Source organism: Pseudomonas sp. P1_F1_2 (genome assembly GCF_056405815.1).
The window spans coordinates 1-18,683 of the sequence record NZ_JBFUBK010000072.1 but is presented as its reverse complement, the minus strand read 5'-3'; the positions used below and the strand labels follow the sequence as shown (position 1 = coordinate 18,683).

18 protein-coding genes are annotated in these 18,683 nt (G+C 59.9%); 4 read left to right on the top strand and 14 right to left on the bottom strand.

From position 1 onward, the window contains the following. Positions 1–37: 37 nt before the first annotated feature. The 8 genes from ccoP (AC1D2P_RS20360) to ccoN (AC1D2P_RS20325) form a co-directional block, all read right to left on the bottom strand. A complete protein-coding gene (ccoP, locus tag AC1D2P_RS20360) occupies positions 38–1,021 on the bottom strand; it encodes a cytochrome-c oxidase, cbb3-type subunit III (protein WP_223522456.1) in 984 nt (327 codons plus the stop codon). Then, positions 1,018–1,203, bottom strand: coding sequence for a CcoQ/FixQ family Cbb3-type cytochrome c oxidase assembly chaperone (locus AC1D2P_RS20355; protein ID WP_003175465.1), 186 nt, complete (start codon positions 1,201–1,203; stop codon positions 1,018–1,020). The genes ccoP (AC1D2P_RS20360) and AC1D2P_RS20355 overlap by 4 nt, the downstream gene beginning before the upstream one ends. A 5-nt stretch (positions 1,204–1,208) precedes the next feature. Further along, a complete protein-coding gene (gene ccoO, locus AC1D2P_RS20350) occupies positions 1,209–1,817 on the bottom strand; it encodes a cytochrome-c oxidase, cbb3-type subunit II (protein ID WP_027921709.1) in 609 nt (202 codons plus the stop codon). After that, the gene (ccoN, locus tag AC1D2P_RS20345) at positions 1,817–3,259 is read right to left on the bottom strand and encodes a cytochrome-c oxidase, cbb3-type subunit I (RefSeq protein ID WP_477811563.1); all 1,443 of its coding nucleotides are present in this window, start codon (positions 3,257–3,259) and stop codon (positions 1,817–1,819) included. Before ccoN (AC1D2P_RS20345) ends, ccoO (AC1D2P_RS20350) begins: the two co-directional genes overlap by 1 nt. Before the next feature lie 482 nt (positions 3,260–3,741). Further along, a complete protein-coding gene (gene ccoP / locus AC1D2P_RS20340) occupies positions 3,742–4,695 on the bottom strand; it encodes a cytochrome-c oxidase, cbb3-type subunit III (protein WP_109785949.1) in 954 nt (317 codons plus the stop codon). Further along, complete coding sequence (locus tag AC1D2P_RS20335) at positions 4,692–4,892, bottom strand: cbb3-type cytochrome oxidase subunit 3 (protein WP_077430575.1); 201 nt, start codon at positions 4,890–4,892, stop codon at positions 4,692–4,694. Before AC1D2P_RS20335 ends, ccoP (AC1D2P_RS20340) begins: the two co-directional genes overlap by 4 nt. A 3-nt stretch (positions 4,893–4,895) precedes the next feature. Then, the gene (ccoO, locus tag AC1D2P_RS20330; RefSeq protein ID WP_046027010.1) at positions 4,896–5,504 is read right to left on the bottom strand and encodes a cytochrome-c oxidase, cbb3-type subunit II; all 609 of its coding nucleotides are present in this window, start codon (positions 5,502–5,504) and stop codon (positions 4,896–4,898) included. A gap of 10 nt (positions 5,505–5,514) precedes the next feature. Further along, positions 5,515–6,939 carry a cytochrome-c oxidase, cbb3-type subunit I gene (ccoN, locus tag AC1D2P_RS20325; RefSeq protein ID WP_046027009.1) on the bottom strand — a complete coding sequence of 475 codons (1,425 nt, stop codon included), beginning with the start codon at positions 6,937–6,939 and terminating at the stop codon, positions 5,515–5,517. Positions 6,940–7,036: 97 nt separating this feature from the next. Between ccoN (AC1D2P_RS20325) and AC1D2P_RS20320 the strand changes: the two genes are divergently transcribed. Beyond that, positions 7,037–7,717, top strand: coding sequence for an alpha/beta family hydrolase (locus tag AC1D2P_RS20320; RefSeq protein WP_109785948.1), 681 nt, complete (start codon positions 7,037–7,039; stop codon positions 7,715–7,717). Between the two features lie 13 nt (positions 7,718–7,730). On the opposite strand, the gene AC1D2P_RS20315 is transcribed toward AC1D2P_RS20320, so the two are convergent. From AC1D2P_RS20315 to acnA, 5 genes are all read right to left on the bottom strand, one after another. Then, the gene (locus tag AC1D2P_RS20315) at positions 7,731–8,150 is read right to left on the bottom strand and encodes a type II toxin-antitoxin system YafO family toxin (protein ID WP_223522454.1); all 420 of its coding nucleotides are present in this window, start codon (positions 8,148–8,150) and stop codon (positions 7,731–7,733) included. A 6-nt stretch (positions 8,151–8,156) separates the two neighbouring features. Continuing rightward, complete coding sequence (locus AC1D2P_RS20310; RefSeq protein WP_477757631.1) at positions 8,157–8,303, bottom strand: hypothetical protein; 147 nt, start codon at positions 8,301–8,303, stop codon at positions 8,157–8,159. Positions 8,304–8,579: 276 nt separating this feature from the next. Next, complete coding sequence (locus AC1D2P_RS20305; RefSeq protein ID WP_046027006.1) at positions 8,580–10,145, bottom strand: methyl-accepting chemotaxis protein; 1,566 nt, start codon at positions 10,143–10,145, stop codon at positions 8,580–8,582. 103 nt (positions 10,146–10,248) lie between these two features. After that, the gene (locus tag AC1D2P_RS20300; RefSeq protein ID WP_223522453.1) at positions 10,249–11,040 is read right to left on the bottom strand and encodes a CPBP family intramembrane glutamic endopeptidase; all 792 of its coding nucleotides are present in this window, start codon (positions 11,038–11,040) and stop codon (positions 10,249–10,251) included. Positions 11,041–11,182: 142 nt separating this feature from the next. Beyond that, positions 11,183–13,924: an aconitate hydratase AcnA gene (gene acnA / locus AC1D2P_RS20295; protein ID WP_477811562.1), complete on the bottom strand. Its 2,742-nt coding sequence runs from the start codon at positions 13,922–13,924 to the stop codon at positions 11,183–11,185. Positions 13,925–14,146: 222 nt separating this feature from the next. Here acnA and rlmM point away from each other — a divergent pair, with 222 nt between their 5' ends. Together rlmM and tusA are read left to right on the top strand one after the other, a co-directional pair. After that, entirely contained in the window at positions 14,147–15,220 is a 1,074-nt protein-coding gene (rlmM, locus tag AC1D2P_RS20290) for a 23S rRNA (cytidine(2498)-2'-O)-methyltransferase RlmM (RefSeq protein WP_046027003.1), read from the top strand. Between the two features lie 208 nt (positions 15,221–15,428). Further along, positions 15,429–15,680 carry a sulfurtransferase TusA gene (gene tusA, locus AC1D2P_RS20285; RefSeq protein WP_046027146.1) on the top strand — a complete coding sequence of 84 codons (252 nt, stop codon included), beginning with the start codon at positions 15,429–15,431 and terminating at the stop codon, positions 15,678–15,680. 48 nt (positions 15,681–15,728) lie between these two features. Here the strand turns inward: tusA and AC1D2P_RS20280 are convergent, their stop codons facing one another. Beyond that, the gene (locus AC1D2P_RS20280; RefSeq protein WP_109785944.1) at positions 15,729–17,138 is read right to left on the bottom strand and encodes an MATE family efflux transporter; all 1,410 of its coding nucleotides are present in this window, start codon (positions 17,136–17,138) and stop codon (positions 15,729–15,731) included. A 324-nt stretch (positions 17,139–17,462) separates the two neighbouring features. On the opposite strand from AC1D2P_RS20280, the gene pdxB reads away from it, so the two are divergent. Further along, complete coding sequence (gene pdxB / locus AC1D2P_RS20275) at positions 17,463–18,605, top strand: 4-phosphoerythronate dehydrogenase PdxB (protein WP_046027001.1); 1,143 nt, start codon at positions 17,463–17,465, stop codon at positions 18,603–18,605. Positions 18,606–18,683 lie beyond the last annotated feature (78 nt).

Below are 18,683 nucleotides of genomic sequence, written 5' to 3'. Positions count from 1 at the left end.
TTGGCGGGGCCGTTTTTTGTTGCATCAGGCGTTTGCCTTACTGAGCGTCTGCCGCCGGAGCCTTCTCACCGTGAGAGAGGCTGTAGACATAAGCAGCCAACAAGTGAACCTTGTCGTTGCCTTGCAGTTGCTCTTGCGCAGGCATCTGGCCCTGACGGCCGTAACGGATGGTCTGCTGCAGTTGAGCGAAGCTCGAACCGTAGATGAACGCGGCCGGGTGGGTCAGGTTGGGTGCGCCCATCGCTGGCGTACCTTTGCCTTCCGGACCGTGGCAGGCCACGCAGTTGGCAGCGAACAGCTTTTGACCGGCAACCGGGTCAGCCTTGGTGCCTTCCGGCAGTTTGCGGCCATCGAGGTTGGTCAGGACAAACGCCGCGACGTCGGAAACGCCTTGCTCGCCGATCACGTCAGCCCACGCCGGCATGACCGCGTGACGGCCGCCCATGATGGTGGTCTTGATGGTTTCCGGCTCGCCGCCCCAGCGCCAGTCGGCGTCGGTCAGGTTAGGGAAGCCATAAGCGCCTTTGGCGTCGGAACCGTGGCAAACCGAGCAGTTGGAGGCGAACAGGCGGCCACCCATCTTCAAGGCTTGCGGGTCTTTGGCGACTTCTTCGATAGGCATGGACGCGAATTTGGCGAAAATCGGGCCGAACTTGGCGTCCGACTTGGCCATTTCCTTTTCCCATTCGTGAACGCCGGTCCAGCCGGCCTGGCCGTTGGCGAATGGGGTCTGCTTCTCGGTATCAAGGTAGTTGTAACCCGGCAGCAAGCCTTTCCAGTTGCCCAGGCCCGGGTACAGGACCAGGTAGCCCAAGGCAAAAATGATGGTTCCCACGAACAGCATGAACCACCATTTTGGCAGTGGGTTGTCGTACTCCTCGATCCCGTCGAAGGAGTGGCCAACCGTTTCGTCCGTCTGCTCGGTGCGCTGGCCCTTGCGGGTGGACAGCAGCAGCCAGGTCAGGGCGAAGATGGTGCCGAGACTGAGGACTGTGACGTACAGACTCCAGAACGTAGTCATTCTTTGTTACTCCTAGAAGCTTGCTCGACGTGCTTGATGGCTTCGGGATCATCCGCGAAAGGCAGCAAGGTCGCGTCTTCAAACTCCGACTTGCGCTTGGGGCTGAACACCCACAACGCCAGACCGATGAAGGCCACCATCACAACAACGGTGCCCAGGCCACGAATCATCCCGATATCCATCTAAATCACCGTTTGCTTTTGATGATGGTGCCCAGGCCTTGCAGATAGGCCACCAGCGCGTCCATTTCGGTTTTGCCCTTCACAGCATCCTTGGCACCGGCGATGTCTTCGTCGGTGTAAGGAACGCCGAGCGTGCGCAAGACTTCCATTTTCTTGGCGGTGTCTTTGCCGTCGAGCTTGTTTTCCACGAGGAACGGGTACGCCGGCATTTTCGACTCGGGCACGACGTTGCGCGGGTTGTACAAGTGCGCACGCTGCCAGTCATCGGAGTAACGACCGCCGACACGGGCCAGGTCCGGACCGGTACGCTTGGAACCCCACAGGAACGGGTGATCCCAGACGCTTTCACCGGCAACCGAGTAGTGGCCGTAACGTTCGGTTTCAGCGCGGAACGGGCGGATCATCTGCGAGTGGCAGCCGACACAACCGTTGGCGATGTAGATGTCGCGGCCTTCCAGTTCAAGGGCGGGGCGCGGCTTCATGCCTTCGACCGGCTTGTTGGTGACGTCCTGGAAAAACAGCGGAACGATCTGGGTCAGGCCGCCGATGCTGACGGCGATAACCATGAAGAAGGCCAGCAGGCCAATATTCTTCTCGACTGCTTCATGCTTCATCAGTGAGCTCCAACTACAGCAATCTGTTCGGCGGCTGCAGCTTCAGCCGGGTTCGAGGCACGTACGGTGCGCCATACGTTGTAGGCCATGAACAGCATGCCGCTGGCAAAGAACGCACCGCCCAGGGCGCGAACGATGAAACCAGGGTGGCTGGCTTGCAGCGCTTCGACGAACGAGTAGGTGAGGGTGCCGTCATCGTTGATTGCACGCCACATCAGACCCTGGGTAATGCCGTTGACCCACATCGACGCGATGTACAGAACGGTACCGATGGTCGCGAGCCAGAAGTGCGTGTTGATCAGGCCAGTGCTGTGCATCTGCGCGCGACCGAACAGCTTCGGAATCATGTGGTAGATCGCGCCGATCGAGATCATCGCTACCCAGCCCAAGGCACCGGCGTGTACGTGGCCGATGGTCCAGTCAGTGTAATGAGACAGCGAGTTGACGGTCTTGATGGCCATCATCGGACCTTCGAAGGTCGACATGCCGTAGAACGCCAGCGACACGACCAGGAAACGCAGGATCGGGTCGGTGCGCAGCTTATGCCAGGCGCCCGACAGGGTCATCATGCCGTTGATCATGCCGCCCCAGCTCGGAGCCAGCAGGATGATCGACATCGCCATGCCCAGCGATTGTGCCCAGTCCGGCAGAGCGGTGTAGTGCAGGTGGTGCGGACCGGCCCAGATGTACAGGGTGATCAGCGCCCAGAAGTGCACGATGGACAAGCGATAGGAGTAGATCGGACGCTCGGCCTGCTTCGGAACGAAGTAGTACATCATCCCCAGGAAGCCGGTGGTCAGGAAGAAACCTACGGCGTTGTGGCCGTACCACCACTGGATCATCGCGTCAGTCGCACCCGAGTAGGCCGAGTAGGACTTGAACAGGCTGACCGGCAGCGACATGTGGTTGACGATGTGCAGCATCGCGGTCACGACAATGAACGCGCCGTAGAACCAGTTACCGACATAGATGTGCTTGGTCTTGCGCTTGACGATGGTGCCGAAGAACACCAGTGCGTAAACGATCCAGACAATGGCCAGCAAAATTGCCAGAGGCCATTCCAGCTCAGCGTATTCCTTGGTGGTGGTGYAACCCAACGGCAAGGTGATGCCTGCACCGACGATCACCGCTTGCCAACCCCAGAAGTGGAAGGCTGCGAGGCTGTCGGAAATCAGTCGCGTTTGGCAGGTTCGCTGCACGACGTAATAAGAAGTGGCAAACAGTGCACAACCACCGAAGGCGAAAATCACCAGGTTGGTGTGCAACGGGCGTAGGCGTCCAAAAGTCGTCCACGGCAGACCGAAGTTCAATTCCGGCCATACGAGCTGTGAGGCGATGAAGACACCGAGCCCCATGCCAAGGATCCCCCAGACCACCGTCATGATGGCGAACTGGCGGACTACCTTATAGTTATAAGCAGTCGGACTGATTGCTGTGCTCATTCTAAGGTTCCACGGTTTGGGTGTTTTATTAGGAGTAAAAATCGGCCGCAAGTATGGAGAAAGCAGGGGGTCATTGCAACGCGCCATGACCTGGGTCAATGCTTTCAAAAGCTGATTCTGCGGCCTTTCCATGCGCCGCGTAAGGACAAAATTGCCCGTGGGCAAAATGTCGCAGCGAACGAAAATGATGAGGGGGCCAGGTCAGATGTAACGGAGTGTGTTGAAACGCAACGATCCAGTGACCGATGGCAATTGGCGCGACAGCCGGTATCTACCAGCCTTTGCGGGTTGTCATCGGACAGAATTGTCGAACACATCGGCTAAAAACGACCCGGAACCGGCTCATGCCAGTCCGCACGGAGCAAGCTTAGACCCGAATCTGGCGAACCGAAAGAAAGAGCAGGGGGAGGGTGCGACAATGAGTCGCAAAGGGGCAGGGAACTGCCGCATTGCGCAGAATGCGGCAGCAGAGCGGTCCAGATTTATTCGTTCTTGCCTTCAGCCTGCAAACGCTCGGTGTTCAACCCGTGGGACAGGCTGAACACGTAAGCCGCCAGCAATTGCACTTTGTCGTTGCCGAGCAATTCGTTCTGCGCCGGCATATGGCCCTGGCGGCCATGACGAATCGTTTGTTCAAGCTGCGTCAGGCTCGTACCGTAAATGAAACCGGTCGGGTGCGTCAGGTTCGGCGCGCCCATGGCTTGCGTACCCTGGCCGTTTGCCCCGTGACACGCGGTGCAGGTGGTGCTGAACAGTTTCTGTCCGGCTTGCAGGTCGGCGCCATTGTCGGCAGGCAACGGCAGGCCGGCCAGGTCATGACGCACATACGCGGCGACATTCTTCACACCCGCCTCGCCGAGGATTTCACCCCAGGCCGGCATTGCGGCCATGCGCCCGCCCATGATGGTGGTCTTGATGGTGTCCGCCGCGCCGCCCCAACGCCAGTCGCTGTCGGCCAGGTTCGGGAAGCCGAACGCGCCCTTGGCATCCGAGCCGTGGCAGACCGAGCAGTTGGACGCAAACAGGCGGCCGCCCATTTTCAGCGCTTGCGGGTCCTTGGCCACTTCTTCCACGGGCATGGCGGCAAATTTGGCGAAGATYGGCCCGAACTTCGCGTCGGCCTTGGCCATCTCCTTTTCCCATTCATGCGCGCCGGTCCAGCCGTTTTCATAGCCCGGCAAGATGCCTTTCCAGTTGCCCAGGCCCGGATAAAGGATCAGATAACCCACGGCAAACACCAACGTGCCGGCAAACAGCATGAACCACCACTGCGGCAGCGGGTTGTCGTATTCCTCGATGCCGTCGAAGCTGTGGCCCATGGTCTGGTCGACGCTGCCCTTGGTTTCGCCCTTGCGAGTGCCGATCAGCAGCCAGGTCAGGCCGATCAGGCTGCCGATGGTCAGCACGCAGATCCACGTACTCCAGAAGGTGGTCATGGCCGGGTACTCCTTGTTTCAGGTTCTTGGGTGGCGTCATCGGGTTTCGGTTCGTCGGCGAACGGCAGCAGGCATGCTTCGGCAAATTCCGGATTGCGCTTGCTGTTGAACACCCACAACGTCAGCCCGACGAAAGCCACAAACACCACGACCGTGCCCAGGCCGCGGATCATTCCAGTGCTCATTTCAATGACCATGGCTCACCTCTTGCTCTTGATGGCAGTGCCGAGCACTTGCAGATAGGCGACCAGGGCATCCATTTCGGTCTTGCCCTTGAGTGAGGCGACGGCGCCTGTGATGTCGTCGTCGGTGTACGGCACGCCAAGGGTGCGCATTGCCTTGATCTTGGTTTCGGTGTGGCTGCTGTCGAGTTGATTGGCCACCAGCCACGGGTAGGCGGGCATTTTCGATTCCGGCACCACGTTGCGCGGGTTGTACAAGTGCGCGCGGTGCCAGTCTTCCGAGTAACGTCCGCCGACCCGGGCCAGGTCCGGACCGGTACGTTTCGAGCCCCACAGGAACGGGTGATCCCAGACGCTTTCCCCGGCGACCGAGTAGTGGCCGTAGCGTTCGGTCTCGGCGCGGAACGGGCGGATCATCTGCGAGTGGCAGCCGACGCAGCCTTCGCGGATATAGATATCGCGACCTTCCAGTTGCAGGGCGGTGTAGGGCTTCATGCCTTCCACTGGTTTATTGGTCACGTCCTGGAAGAACAGCGGGACGATCTGGGTCAGGCCGCCGATGCTCACTGCCAGTACCATCAGCAACAGCAGCAGGCCGACGTTTTTTTCGATTGTTTCGTGTTTCATGGCGGACTCCTCAAGCCATCTGCGCGGCAGCGGCGACGTCGGCGGGCTGCGAGGCCCGCACGGTGCGCCAAGTGTTGTAAGCCATCAGGAACATGCCGCTGAGGAAGATCGCCCCGCCTACCAGCCGCACGATGAAGCCTGGGTGACTGGCCACCAGCGTTTCGACGAAGGAGTAGGTCAGCGTGCCGTCTTCGTTGACGGCGCGCCACATCAGGCCCTGAGCGATGCCGTTGACCCACATCGAGGCGATGTACAGCACGGTGCCGATGGTAGCGAGCCAGAAGTGCGCGTTGATCAGGCCGATGCTGTGCATCTGCTCGCGGCCGAAGACTTTCGGAATCATGTGGTACAGCGCACCGATGGAAATCATCGCCACCCAGCCCAGAGCGCCAGCGTGAACGTGGCCGATGGTCCAGTCGGTGTAGTGAGACAGTGCGTTGACGGTCTTAATGGCCATCATCGGGCCTTCGAAGGTCGACATGCCGTAGAACGCCAGCGACACCACGAGGAAGCGCAGGATCGGGTCGCTGCGCAACTTATGCCAGGCGCCCGACAGGGTCATCATGCCGTTGATCATCCCGCCCCAGCTGGGTGCCAGCAGAATCAAGGACATCACCATGCCCAGCGACTGTGCCCAGTCCGGCAGCGCGGTGTAGTGCAAGTGGTGCGGACCGGCCCAGATGTACAGGGTGATCAGCGCCCAGAAGTGCACGATGGAGAGGCGATAGGAATACACCGGACGTTCGGCCTGCTTCGGAACGAAGTAGTACATCATCCCGAGGAAACCGGCGGTGAGGAAAAAGCCCACGGCGTTGTGGCCGTACCACCACTGCACCATGGCATCGGTCGCACCGGCGTACACCGAGTAGGACTTGGTGAAGCTGACCGGCAATTCCATGTTGTTGACGAGGTGCAAAATGGCCACGGTGATGATGAACCCACCGAAGAACCAGTTACCGACATAGATGTGCTTGGTCTTGCGCTTGACCAGCGTGCCGAAGAACACGATGGCGTAGGCGACCCAGACGATGGTGATCAGGATGTCGATCGGCCATTCCAGCTCGGCGTATTCCTTGGAACTGGTGTAACCCAGCGGCAGGCTGATCGCCGCCAGCAGGATCACCAGTTGCCAGCCCCAGAAGCAGAACGCGGCAATTTTCGGCGCGAACAGCTGCGTTTGGCAGGTGCGTTGCACCGAATAAAACGAACTGGCGAACAGGGCGCAACCTCCGAAGGCGAAGATCACCGCGTTGGTGTGCAACGGGCGCAACCGGCCGAAACTGGTCCACGGCAGATTGAAGTTGAGTTCGGGCCAGACCAATTGGGCCGCGAGAAAAACCCCGAGCCCCATGCCGACGATGCCCCACACCACCGTCATAATGGCGAATTGGCGGACCACCTTGTAGTTGTAGGCGGTACTGATAGAAGTGTTCATGGTTCCCCATCCACGGTTCAGCCGAAGTGAAGGCGTCTCGCAAGGCAATGACGCTCCCTTCGCCTGGAGTTATAGGCAGACTAAAAGCGAGGCAAGCATGGACAAACAGCACAAGGCCAGTATTGACGGGGATCAATGGGCGCAGTGCACGCGCGATCATGGATGGTTATGGAATGCGGCTGTCACGCCGGCCTCGGCGACGCTGATTCTCGCCCACGGTGCCGGTGCGCCGATGGACAGCGACTGGATGAGCGATATGGCGCAACGCCTTGCTGCACAAGGCGTCAACGTGTTGCGCTTTGAGTTCCCGTACATGGCGCAGCGGCGCACCGAGGGCGGTAAACGCCCACCCAATCCGGCGCCGAAACTGCTGGAATGCTGGCGCGAGGTGTATGGCGAAGTGCGACGTCATGTCACTGGGCCTCTGGCCATCGGTGGCAAGTCCATGGGCGGGCGGATGGCCAGTTTGCTGGCGGATGAGTTGGGCGCGGAGGCGCTGGTGTGCCTGGGTTATCCGTTCTATGCGGTGGGTAAGCCCGAGAAACCGCGGGTCGAACATCTGGCCGGGTTGAAGACGCGGACGTTGATTGTGCAGGGCGAGCGGGATGCGCTGGGCAATCGGGAGGCGGTCGAGGGTTACGCGCTATCGCCGAACATCGAGGTGATGTGGCTGGCGGCGGGGGATCATGACTTGAAGCCGTTGAAGGCGTCGGGGTTTACGCATGAGCAGCATTTGGCGGCTGCGACGGGGAAGGTGGCTGAGTTTTTTGGGGCATGACTACTCCGTCGGGTCAAAGATCGTCCAGATCGGGAAAGATAATTTTCCCCATCACCCAAGGCTCAACAATCTCGCAATTCACTGTACGCAGAAATGAACCCCATTCCATTCGATTATGGGCATCCGGGCCGGTGACGGTAAGCAATAGGTACTCGTCCCGAAAGGCGTCATAGGCATAGATCAGCCAGAAGTCATTGTCAGGGTCGTTGACCAATGCTGTGCGGTAATACTGGCGTTCGATTTTCGCCCATCGCACTTGAGTCGTGTGAGTACTTGCCAAGTGAATGTGGTGCATGTCGTTCAGATCGAGTCGTTCGTCCCGTCCGAAAATTGCTGACAGTTCGTTGCACACTTTGTAGTTATAAAAGTGTGCCGCGAAGTTTTGCCAGTTGATTAATTGTTCGAAAATCGCGGAGATTTTGACGGTTGGCATCCAGGCCTACTTTGTAATGGGTAGCCTGCCTGTGATCACAAATTTATCGAACACTTTCTGTCCATCACGTGCGGCTTGCCGAACATCCAGGAATGTCAGTTCATCACGAACAACCTTTTTGTTGGGTTTGTCGATTTTTTTGGTGGTGGCCATCGGAGCCTCCGAAGGATGTGTATTCATACCGGCCAGCTTATGTGAATAGTTTTTGACCGGCAAACAATAGAACCTGCCCCCCCAATGCGTACAAGTCGGCGGATTCTGGCGATGTTGTAGGCAGCGTCCGCGTCGGTTGAATGAGTTTGTCGTTAGCAGTCATGGTTTCTTCGCTGGCTGCCAATGAAGAAGCCAACCCAAGCTGCTTCATTTTCAGAGCGGCCACAAAAAACCCGGAAGCTTTCGCTGTCCGGGTTTTTGGTCTCACCAGTGCAATCAGCGGTTAAACCGCTCCACCAACGAATACTGGGTATTCGCGGTCTTCGTCAGTTCTTCACTCAGCAATGCCGAGTTCTGCGCTTGCTCGGACGTCTGGTCCGCCAATTGCGAGATGTTGCTGATGTTGCGGCTGATTTCTTCGGCCACCGCGCTTTGCTCTTCGGTCGCTGCCGCGATCTGGGTGGTCATGTCGGTGATGTTGGCCACCGCTTCGCTGATGCCCACCAGCGCCTGATCCGCTTCCAGCACCCGTGCCACGCCTTCTTCGGCCTGACGATGCCCGGCTTCCATGGTCTGCACGGCCGTGCTGGCAGTTTGTTGCAGCTTGGCGATCAGGCTATGGATCTGCCCGGTGGATTCGCTGGTGCGTTGCGCCAGTTGGCGGACTTCGTCAGCCACCACCGCAAAACCACGCCCCATTTCACCGGCGCGGGCCGCTTCAATGGCCGCGTTCAAAGCCAGCAGGTTGGTCTGGTCGGCGATGCCTTTGATCACGTCGACCACGCCGCCGATTTCGTCGCTGTCCTTGGCCAACTGGGTCACGGTCAGGCCGGTTTCGCCGACTACCACCGACAGGCGCTGAATGGCTTCGCGGGTTTCCCCGGCGATGTCGCGACCGCGACCGGTCAGGCGATTGGCTTCCTGCGTGGCGTCGGCGGTGCGTTGTACATGGCTGGCGACTTCCTGAGTGGTGGCCGCCATCTGGTTGACGGCGGTGGCCACTTGCTCGGTTTCCACGCGCTGGCGTTCCAGGCCGCTGGAGCTGTTGTGCGCCAGGGCGTCGGACTGTTTCGCCTGATCGGTCAGGTGCTCGGCGGTGTCCTGCAGACGGGTCAGGCAGGTTCTCAAGCGGGCTTCCTGGCTGAGGATCGACATTTCCAGTCGCGCCTGAGCGCCACGGCTGTCGGTGTACATCTGCGCGATCAGCGGGTCGGACGTGGTCTGTTCGGCCAGGCGCAGCAGGCGCTTGAGGCCGCGCTGTTGCCAGCTCAACCCCATCAGGCCCAGCGGCACCGACAGGCCGGCGGCCAGGGCAAAGCCCCATTGCGACGTCAACGTGGCCCCGATCATGAAGCTTAGCTGGCTGACCAGAATGAACGGCAGCCAGTCCTGAAGCACCGGCAGCCATTTATCAGTGGAGGGGATGGCCGACTTGCCTTGGTTGATGCGTTGGTAGAGTGCTTCGGCACGCTGGATCTGTTCGGCAGTGGGCTTGATCCGCACCGACTCGTAACCGATCACCTGTTTGCCTTCGAAAATCGGTGTCACGTAGGCGTTAACCCAATAGTGATCACCGCTTTTGCAGCGATTCTTGACGATGCCCATCCATGGCAAGCCTTGTTTGAGTGTGTCCCACATGTGCGCGAACACCGCGGCCGGAACGTCGGGGTGACGGACCAGGTTGTGCGGTGCGCGGACCAGTTCCTCACGAGAAAACCCGCTGATCTCCACGAACGCGTCGTTGCAGTAGGTGATCACGCCCTTGGCATCGGTGGTGGAAATCAACCGTTGCTGGGCCGGGAAGGTCCGTTCGCGTTGTGTAATGGGCTGGTTGTTACGCATGGCTTTCTCAATCTGCAAGGCTTTGAAAGGTTGTCGGCGGTGGCAGGCATTAGTTGAAATTATTTTTTAATAATCAGCAGTGCGTCGCAAAACGAGAATTGCCTCAGCCCGCGAGCATGGGATAAGTGAAGAACGCGAAGTGCAGCAGGTTCAGGCCGAAATGGGTGGCGATGGCTGCACCCAGGCCGCCGAAGCGATAGGCCAGGCCGTACCCGACACCGGCGAGACTGGCCAGCAGCCCCCATTGCCAGCCCGCCCCCAGATGCACGAGGCCAAACAGCAATGAGGTCATTAACAAGGCGAGGTTTTCGCCATGGGGCAGGTGCTGGAAGCGACGACTCAGGCCACCCTGCAGATACCCGCGAAACAGGGCTTCCTCCACGAGGGTGACCAGCAGCAGATTATTCAGCAGCCACAGCCAGGCGTGATCCGGCCACTTCGGCGCCCAACTGATCATGCCCAACAGCAACGCGCCACCCAAGGCCAGCACGGCACTGAGCGTCAGGGCGAGGGCAGTGGCGTAGATTCCAAGTCGTAAAGAACGCCGGCCGACAATCCACGGACAAGCCAATAGCAGCCAGAAGCCGATCAGGGGTTTGTCCTGATTCAAATACATTGAAAAAGGCACGGCATCGTCGGTGAGGCGTTGAGGGGCAATGCCGCGACCGTTATAGAAACCGGGAAGCCAGTGCAATGCCAGCGCCAGGGCCAGGATCACGAACAGACCGTGACCGAGGTAGTGGGCGACGGGGAGTTTTTGTTGGCGGACGGCAACACCGGCCACTAGCAGCAACGCCACGGAAACAACGGCCATCCAGCCAAGTTGGCCGTAGGTCAAAGCGAGGGCGTAGCCGAGGGAGAGCAGGGCCAGGTAGCTCCATGGCAGGGCGAGCATGTGAAGTCCTTGTGTACAAATTTTGCGGAACGCCTCGGGCCTCAGTGGTTTTGTGCCGAGCCTACAAAGCGGGGGGATTATAGGGGCGCGCGCGGCACAAACAAAAACACCGCCCGAAGGCGGTGTCTGTGTCCGCAAGCGCTTAAGAGGCAATCAGTTGCCGCAACACGTAATGCAAGATCCCCCCGGACTTGAAGTACTCGACTTCATTGAGTGTGTCGATCCGGCACAGCACTTCGATCTTTTCCTTGCTGCCATCTTCGCGGGTGATGACCAGTGTCAGGTTCATCCGCGGCGTCAGCTCTACGCCAGTCAATCCGAGGATATCCAGCGTCTCCTTGCCACTCAGTTTCAGGATCTTGCGGTTCTGATCGAGTTTGAACTGCAACGGCAACACACCCATGCCGACGAGGTTGGAGCGGTGAATCCGTTCGAAGCTTTCGGCGATGACCGCTTTTACGCCCAGCAGGTTGGTGCCCTTGGCTGCCCAGTCGCGGCTTGAGCCGGTTCCGTATTCCTGGCCGGCAATCACCACCAGCGGCGTGCCCGACGCTTGATAACGCATGGCCGCGTCGTAGATCGGCATTTTCTCCATCGTGGGGATATAGAAGGTATTGCCGCCTTCTTCGCCGCCGAGCATTTCGTTGCGGATACGAATGTTGGCAAAGGTGCCGCGCATCATCACTTCGTGGTTGCCACGGCGGGAGCCGTAGGAGTTGAAGTCGCGCGGCTCCACGCCTTTGTTGCGCAAGTACTGTCCGGCCGGGCTGTCGGCCTTGATATTGCCGGCCGGGGAGATGTGGTCGGTTGTTACGGAGTCACCCAGCAGGGCAAGGATTCTGGCTTCGGCGACGTCCTTGACCACGGGTGGCGGTCCGCCGATGCCATCGAAAAACGGCGGATGCTGAATGTAAGTCGAGTCATCCTGCCAGACATAGGTCGCTGCTTGCGGGACCTGGATGGCCTGCCATTGTTCGTCGCCGGCAAATACTTGGGCGTATTCCTTGTGGAACATGGCGGTGTTGACCTGATTCACCGAGTCGGCGATCTCTTTGCTGCTCGGCCAGATGTCGCGCAAGTACACCGGGTTGCCCTCCTTGTCGTTGCCCAGCGGTTCGCTGCTGATGTCGATGCGCACGGTACCGGCCAGCGCATACGCCACGACCAGCGGTGGGGAGGCCAGCCAGTTGGTTTTCACCAGTGGATGTACACGTCCCTCAAAGTTGCGGTTGCCCGACAAAACCGAGGCAACGGTCAGGTCAGCGGCCTGGATGGCTTTTTCGATGGGCTCCGACAGCGGGCCGGAATTGCCGATGCAGGTGGTGCAGCCGTACCCGACCAAGGCAAAACCCAATTCGTCGAGGTACTGCGTCAGGCCCGCTGCCTTGTAGTAGTCAGTGACCACTTTGGAGCCCGGCGCCAGTGAGCTCTTGACCCACGGTTTACGCATGAGGCCTTTTTCAATGGCCTTTTTCGCCACCAGACCCGCCGCCATCATCACGCTCGGGTTGGAGGTGTTGGTGCAGGAGGTGATCGCGGCAATCACCACCGCGCCGTTTTTCAATCGATAGGTCTGGCCGCCGTGTTCGTAGTCGGCTTCACCGGCCAGATCGGCATTGCCTACTGCGACACCGCCGCCGCCTTCACTTTCCAGTCGACCTACTTCCTTGCTGGTGGGTTTGAATTGCAGGTCGATGAAGTCGGTGAACGCCTGCGCGACATTGGGCAATGAAACGCGATCCTGTGGACGTTTTGGCCCGGCGAGGCAGGCTTCGACATTGGCCATGTCCAGCGCCAGGCTGCCGGTGAACACTGGTTCCTTGCCCGGCAAGCGCCACAGGCCTTGAGCCTTGCTATACGCCTCGACCAGTTTCACCGTTTCCGGCGGCCGGCCGGACAAACGCAAATACTCCAGCGTCACATCGTCTACCGGAAAGAAGCCACAGGTGGCGCCGTATTCCGGGGCCATGTTGGCGATGGTCGCGCGATCGGCCAGCGGCAGGTCGGCGAGGCCGTCACCGTAGAACTCGACGAATTTGCCGACCACACCTTTCTTGCGCAGCATCTGGGTGACGGTCAGCACCAGGTCGGTGGCGGTGATGCCTTCCTTGRGTTTGCCGGTGAGCTTGAAGCCGATCACTTCGGGGATCAGCATCGACACGGGTTGGCCGAGCATCGCTGCTTCCGCTTCGATTCCGCCGACGCCCCAGCCGAGGACGCCAAGGCCGTTGATCATGGTGGTGTGGGAGTCGGTGCCGACCAGCGTGTCGGGGAAGGCATAGGTGCGGCCGTCCTCGTCCTTGGTCCAGACCGTGCGGCCCAGGTATTCCAGATTGACCTGATGGCAGATCCCGGTGCCCGGTGGCACTACGCTGAAGTTGTCGAATGCGCTCTGGCCCCAGCGCAGGAATGCGTAACGCTCACCATTACGCTGCATTTCAATGTCGACGTTTTGTTCGAAGGCGCTGGAACTGCCAAATTTGTCGACCATCACCGAGTGGTCGATCACCAGGTCCACCGGCGACAGCGGATTGATGCGCTGCGGATCGCCGCCGGCCTTGGCCATGGCGGCGCGCATGGCTGCCAGGTCGACCACGGCGGGAACGCCGGTAAAGTCCTGCATTAGTACGCGGGCGGGGCGGTACTGGATTTCGCGGTCGGAGCTACGCTCCTTGAGCCACGCGGCAATCGCCTTGAGGTCGGCACCGGTGACGGTTTTTTCATCTTCCCAGCGCAGCAGGTTTTCCAGCAGTACTTTCAACGACATGGGCAATGTGTCGAGATCACCGAGGCTCTTGGCGGCCTCGGGCAGACTGAAATAGTGGTAGGTCTTGTCGTCGACTTGCAGGGTTTTAAGGGTTTTCAGGCTATCGAGAGAGGGCATTACGATCACTCCTTTAAGTCCGCACGGCTACGGACTGAGGGGATGGGCAGAGCATTAAACCTAGCCCTGTTTTAAGTAGCTGGCTAATAACTGGACTCTATGGCCAAGTCCAAGGTTCCGAACTCGGCTATCATGCGCCGGTTTTCGTGACAGGCTTTGCTTCAACGCAAGTCTGGGCATCGCGCAGTGGTTGAATGTCTCGCCATCTGCCCAGGAGTAAAAATGAACACCCTCTTTATGCATTGCCGGCCGGGCTTCGAAGGCGAAGTCTGTTCCGAGATTTCTGAACACGCGGCGCGTCTGAACGTGGCCGGTTATGCCAAGGCCAAAACCGCCAGCGCCTGCGCCGAGTTCATCTGCACCGAAGAAGACGGCGCCGAGCGCTTGATGCGTGGCCAGCGTTTCGCCGAGCTGATCTTCCCGCGCCAATGGGCTCGCGGAATTTTCATCGACCTGCCGGAAACCGACCGCATCAGCGTAATCCTCGCGCACATGGCGGACTTTCCGCTGTGCGGCAGCCTGTGGCTGGAAATGGTCGACACCAACGATGGCAAGGAGCTGTCGAACTTCTGCAAGAAATTCGAAGGTCACCTGCGCAAGGCGCTGATGGCTGCCGGCAAGCTGGTGGAAGATGCGCATAAGCCGCGTCTGCTGCTGACGTTCAAGAGCGGCCGTGAAGTGTTCATGGGCCTGGCCGAGTCAAACAACTCGGCGATGTGGCCGATGGGCATTCCGCGCCTGAAATTTCCGCGTGAGGCCCCGAGCCGTTCGACGCTGAAGCTGGAAGAGGCCTGGCATCACTTCATCCCACGCGATCAGTGGGATGAGCGTCTGCACAGTGACATGACCGGCGTTGACCTTGGCGCTGCCCCCGGCGGCTGGACTTGGCAACTGGTCAATCGCGGCATGCTGGTGACCGCTATCGACAACGGCCCGATGGCCGAAAGCTTGATGGACACCGGGCTGGTGCAACACTTGATGGCCGACGGTTTTACTTTCAAGCCCCGCCAGCCGGTGGACTGGATGGTCTGCGACATCGTCGAGAAGCCGGCGCGTAACGCTGCGATGCTGGAGGAGTGGATTGGCGAGGGGCATTGCCGGGAAGCGGTGGTCAACCTCAAACTGCCAATGAAACAGCGTTACGCTGAAGTTAAGCGTTTGCTGGAACGCATCGCCGACGGCTTCAAGGAGCGCGGTATCCGGGTCGAGATCGGCTGCAAACAGCTGTACCACGATCGCGAAGAAGTGACCTGCCATTTGCGTCGGCTGGATGTGAAGAAACCCAAGTCCCGCTGATTCTCACGGACCCCTGTGGGAAAGAGCTTTTGTGGGAGCCGGGCTTGCCCGCGATGCAGGCGACTCGGTTTGACGTCGAACCCGGTTGATGCCATCGCGGGCAAGCCCAGCTCCCACAACAGCTGACCCCCACAGGGGCGGCGGTATGCCACAGATGACCGAACACCCGGCAATGCGCGACAATGCCGGCCAGTTTCAGGAGTTAATCATGAGTGAAATGTTTGATACGCCGGTCGACGGCACGCTCGACGCCACCGGCCTCAATTGCCCGGAGCCAGTGATGATGTTGCACCAGCACATCCGTGACCTGGTGCCTGGCGGTCTGCTCAAGGTGATCGCCACCGACCCGTCGACCCGTCGCGACATTCCCAAGTTCTGTGTGTTTCTCGACCACGAGTTGGTGGGGCAGCACGAAGAGGCTGGCACCTACCTCTACTGGATTCGCAAGAAGCTCGATTAACGGGCACAAAAAAAGGGCCTGCAAACGCAGGCCCTTTTTTGTATTCGCTCATCCCGCCGAATGGCTGATGCGAATTCGCTTGCGTGCACTGCGCGCCAGGCGGATCGACAGCATCACGGCTGCGCAACTCAAGCCCACGATCAAACCTTGCCACAGGCCGCTCGGGCCGCTCGGCGCGCCGAACCAATCGGTCAGGCCCAGCGCGTAACCCACCGGCAAACCAATCCCCCAGTAAGCGAACAGGGTCAGGATCATTGTCACGCGCGTGTCCTGATAACCGCGCAAAGCGCCGGCCGCTGTCACCTGGATCGCATCGGAAAACTGGAACAACGCCGAGTACACGATCAGCATGGCAGCCACGCGAATCACCGTCGGGTCAGCGGTATAGATCGCTGCAATGTGCTCGCGCAGCAACAACATCATGCTTGCGGAAAGGCAGGCATACGCCAGCGCCGTGCCCATGCCGACACCGGCGGCGAAACGTGCCTCGCGTGGCTCCTGGCGACCGAGGGCCTGGCCGACCCGCACCGTCACGGCCATGCCGAGGGAATAAGGGATCATGAACACCAGCGAGCTGAAGTTCAGGGCGATCTGGTGCCCGGCCACCACGGTGGCGCCGAGGCTGCCGATCAGCAGCGCAATCACCGCAAAAATGCTCGACTCGGCGAACACTGCGATGCCGATCGGCAGGCCGATGCCCAGCAAGCGTTTGATCACCGACCATTGTGGCCAGTCGAAACGACTGAACAACTGGCTCGACTGATAAGCCGGCGCCCAGCGCTCCCAGCCGGCCATGCCCAGCGCCATCACCCACATCACAATCGCGGTGGCCCAGCCGCAGCCGACACCGCCCATGGCCGGCACACCGAAGTGGCCGTAGATGAAGATGTAATTCAGCGGGATGTTCAGCGCCAACCCGCACAGGCCAAGCACCATCGCCGGGCGCGTGCGGCCCAGGCCATCACTGAAACAGCGCAATACATGATAGAAGGCGACGGCGGGCAAACCGCTGGCGATGCCGTGCAAGTACTGCATGCAGGGGCCGATCAATTCGGGATCGACGTTCATGATGTGCAGGATCGGCTCGGCGCTGAACAGGATGCCGGTCGCCATCAAACCGACCACCAAGGCCAGCCAAAGGGCCTGACGCACAATCGGGCCGATCTCGCTGTGGGTGCCGGCGCCAAAACGCTGGGCGACTTTGGGTGTGGTTGCCAGCAGGGTGCCGGTCATCAGCAGAAACACCGGGACCCAGATCGAGTTACCCAGCGCTACGGCCGCCAGATCGCGAGGCCCGACCCGGCCTGCCATCACCGCATCGACAAAGCCCATGGCGGTGGTCGCCAGTTGCGCGATCATGATCGGCAGCGCCAGCGTGAGCAGGTTTTTCAGCTCCAGGCGAACCCGGGCCGGGCGGGTGAGGGAGAGTGTGGCGGGGTGGTCAGTCACGGAATTCAAGGGCGAAACGTCCAAAGGTTTTAATGCGCAAGGCGACGCATTCTACGCCCTGACGCAGTGGTCAGGAAAAGTCCTGTGTTAGGGATTTGTAATCGTACTTCGGACGTTGCGACATGCCTTTTAGCAGCTGGCGAAGCCTGCGTCCGGCTGCGAAGCAGTCGTAAAGTCAGACGATGCGGTGTTTCAGTAAGACTGCAAACTCAGGTTTTACGACTGCAGCGCAGCCGGACGCAGGCTTCGCCAGCTGCTACAAGGATGCGCAATGCCTGCTGGCTCAGTACAGGCATCTGCGCCTACACTGCCGATCCGCCAAAGGAGCCTGCCATGCTGATTGTTGCCGACGAAAATATCCCGCTGCTCGATGCCTTCTTCTCAGGTTTCGGTGAAATCCGCCGGGTACCGGGACGGTCCATCGACCGCGCCACCGTCGAACAAGCCGATGTGTTGCTGGTGCGCTCAGTGACCAACGTCAATCGTGCCTTGCTCGAAGGCAGCAACGTGCGTTTTGTCGGTACGTGCACCATCGGCACCGATCACCTGGACCTGGATTACTTTCAGCGCGCCGGCATCACCTGGTCCAGCGCGCCCGGCTGCAACGCTCGGGGCGTCGTCGACTATGTGCTGGGCAGCCTGTTGACCCTGGCTGAAATCGAAGGGGTCGACCTGACCCCGCGCACCTATGGCGTGGTCGGTGCCGGCGAAGTGGGTGGGCGACTGGTCAAGGTCCTGAAAGGCCTGGGCTGGAAAGTGCTGGTGTGCGATCCGCCCCGGCAAGCGGCTGAAGGCGGCGACTTCGTCAGCCTCGAACAGATCATCGAGCAGTGCGATGTCATCAGTCTGCACACGCCCTTGAAGAAAAGCGGCGCGCAGTCGACCTGGCATCTGTTCGATCAAAACCGTTTGAACCAGCTCAAGCCTGGCACCTGGCTGATCAACGCCAGTCGTGGCCCGGTGGTCGACAACGCCGCCCTGCGCCAGGTGTTGCTGGAGCGCGAAGACCTGCAAGCCGTGCTCGACGTTTGGGAAGGCGAGCCTGAAGTCGATGTAGCGCTGGCTGAGCTGTGTGTACTGGCAACACCGCACATTGCCGGATACAGCCTTGATGGCAAACAGCGTGGGACGGCGCAGATTTATCAAGCGTATTGCGAGTTTCTCGGGCAACCGGCGCCCATCAGCCTGAATGATTTGCTGCCGGCGCCGTGGTTGTCGCAAGTGACCTTGAATGCGCAAACAGACCCTGCGTGGGCGTTGGCCATGTTGTGCCGTGGCGTGTACGACCCGCGCCGTGACGATGCGGACTTTCGGCGCAGCCTGGTCGGTAATGTGAGCGAACAGCGCGCAGCGTTTGATGCGCTGCGCAAACACTATCCGTCGCGTCGGGAGATTGATGGGTTGCAGGTGCGGATTGAGGGCGAGTCAGCTCAATTGCACAAGATCGTGGCGGCGTTGGGTGCTGTGACAGTCTAGGGACCGAGTCGGCCCTATCGCGGGCAAGCCACGCTCCCACAGATCTTGAGTCATCCACCCAACCTGTGGGCCTGTGGG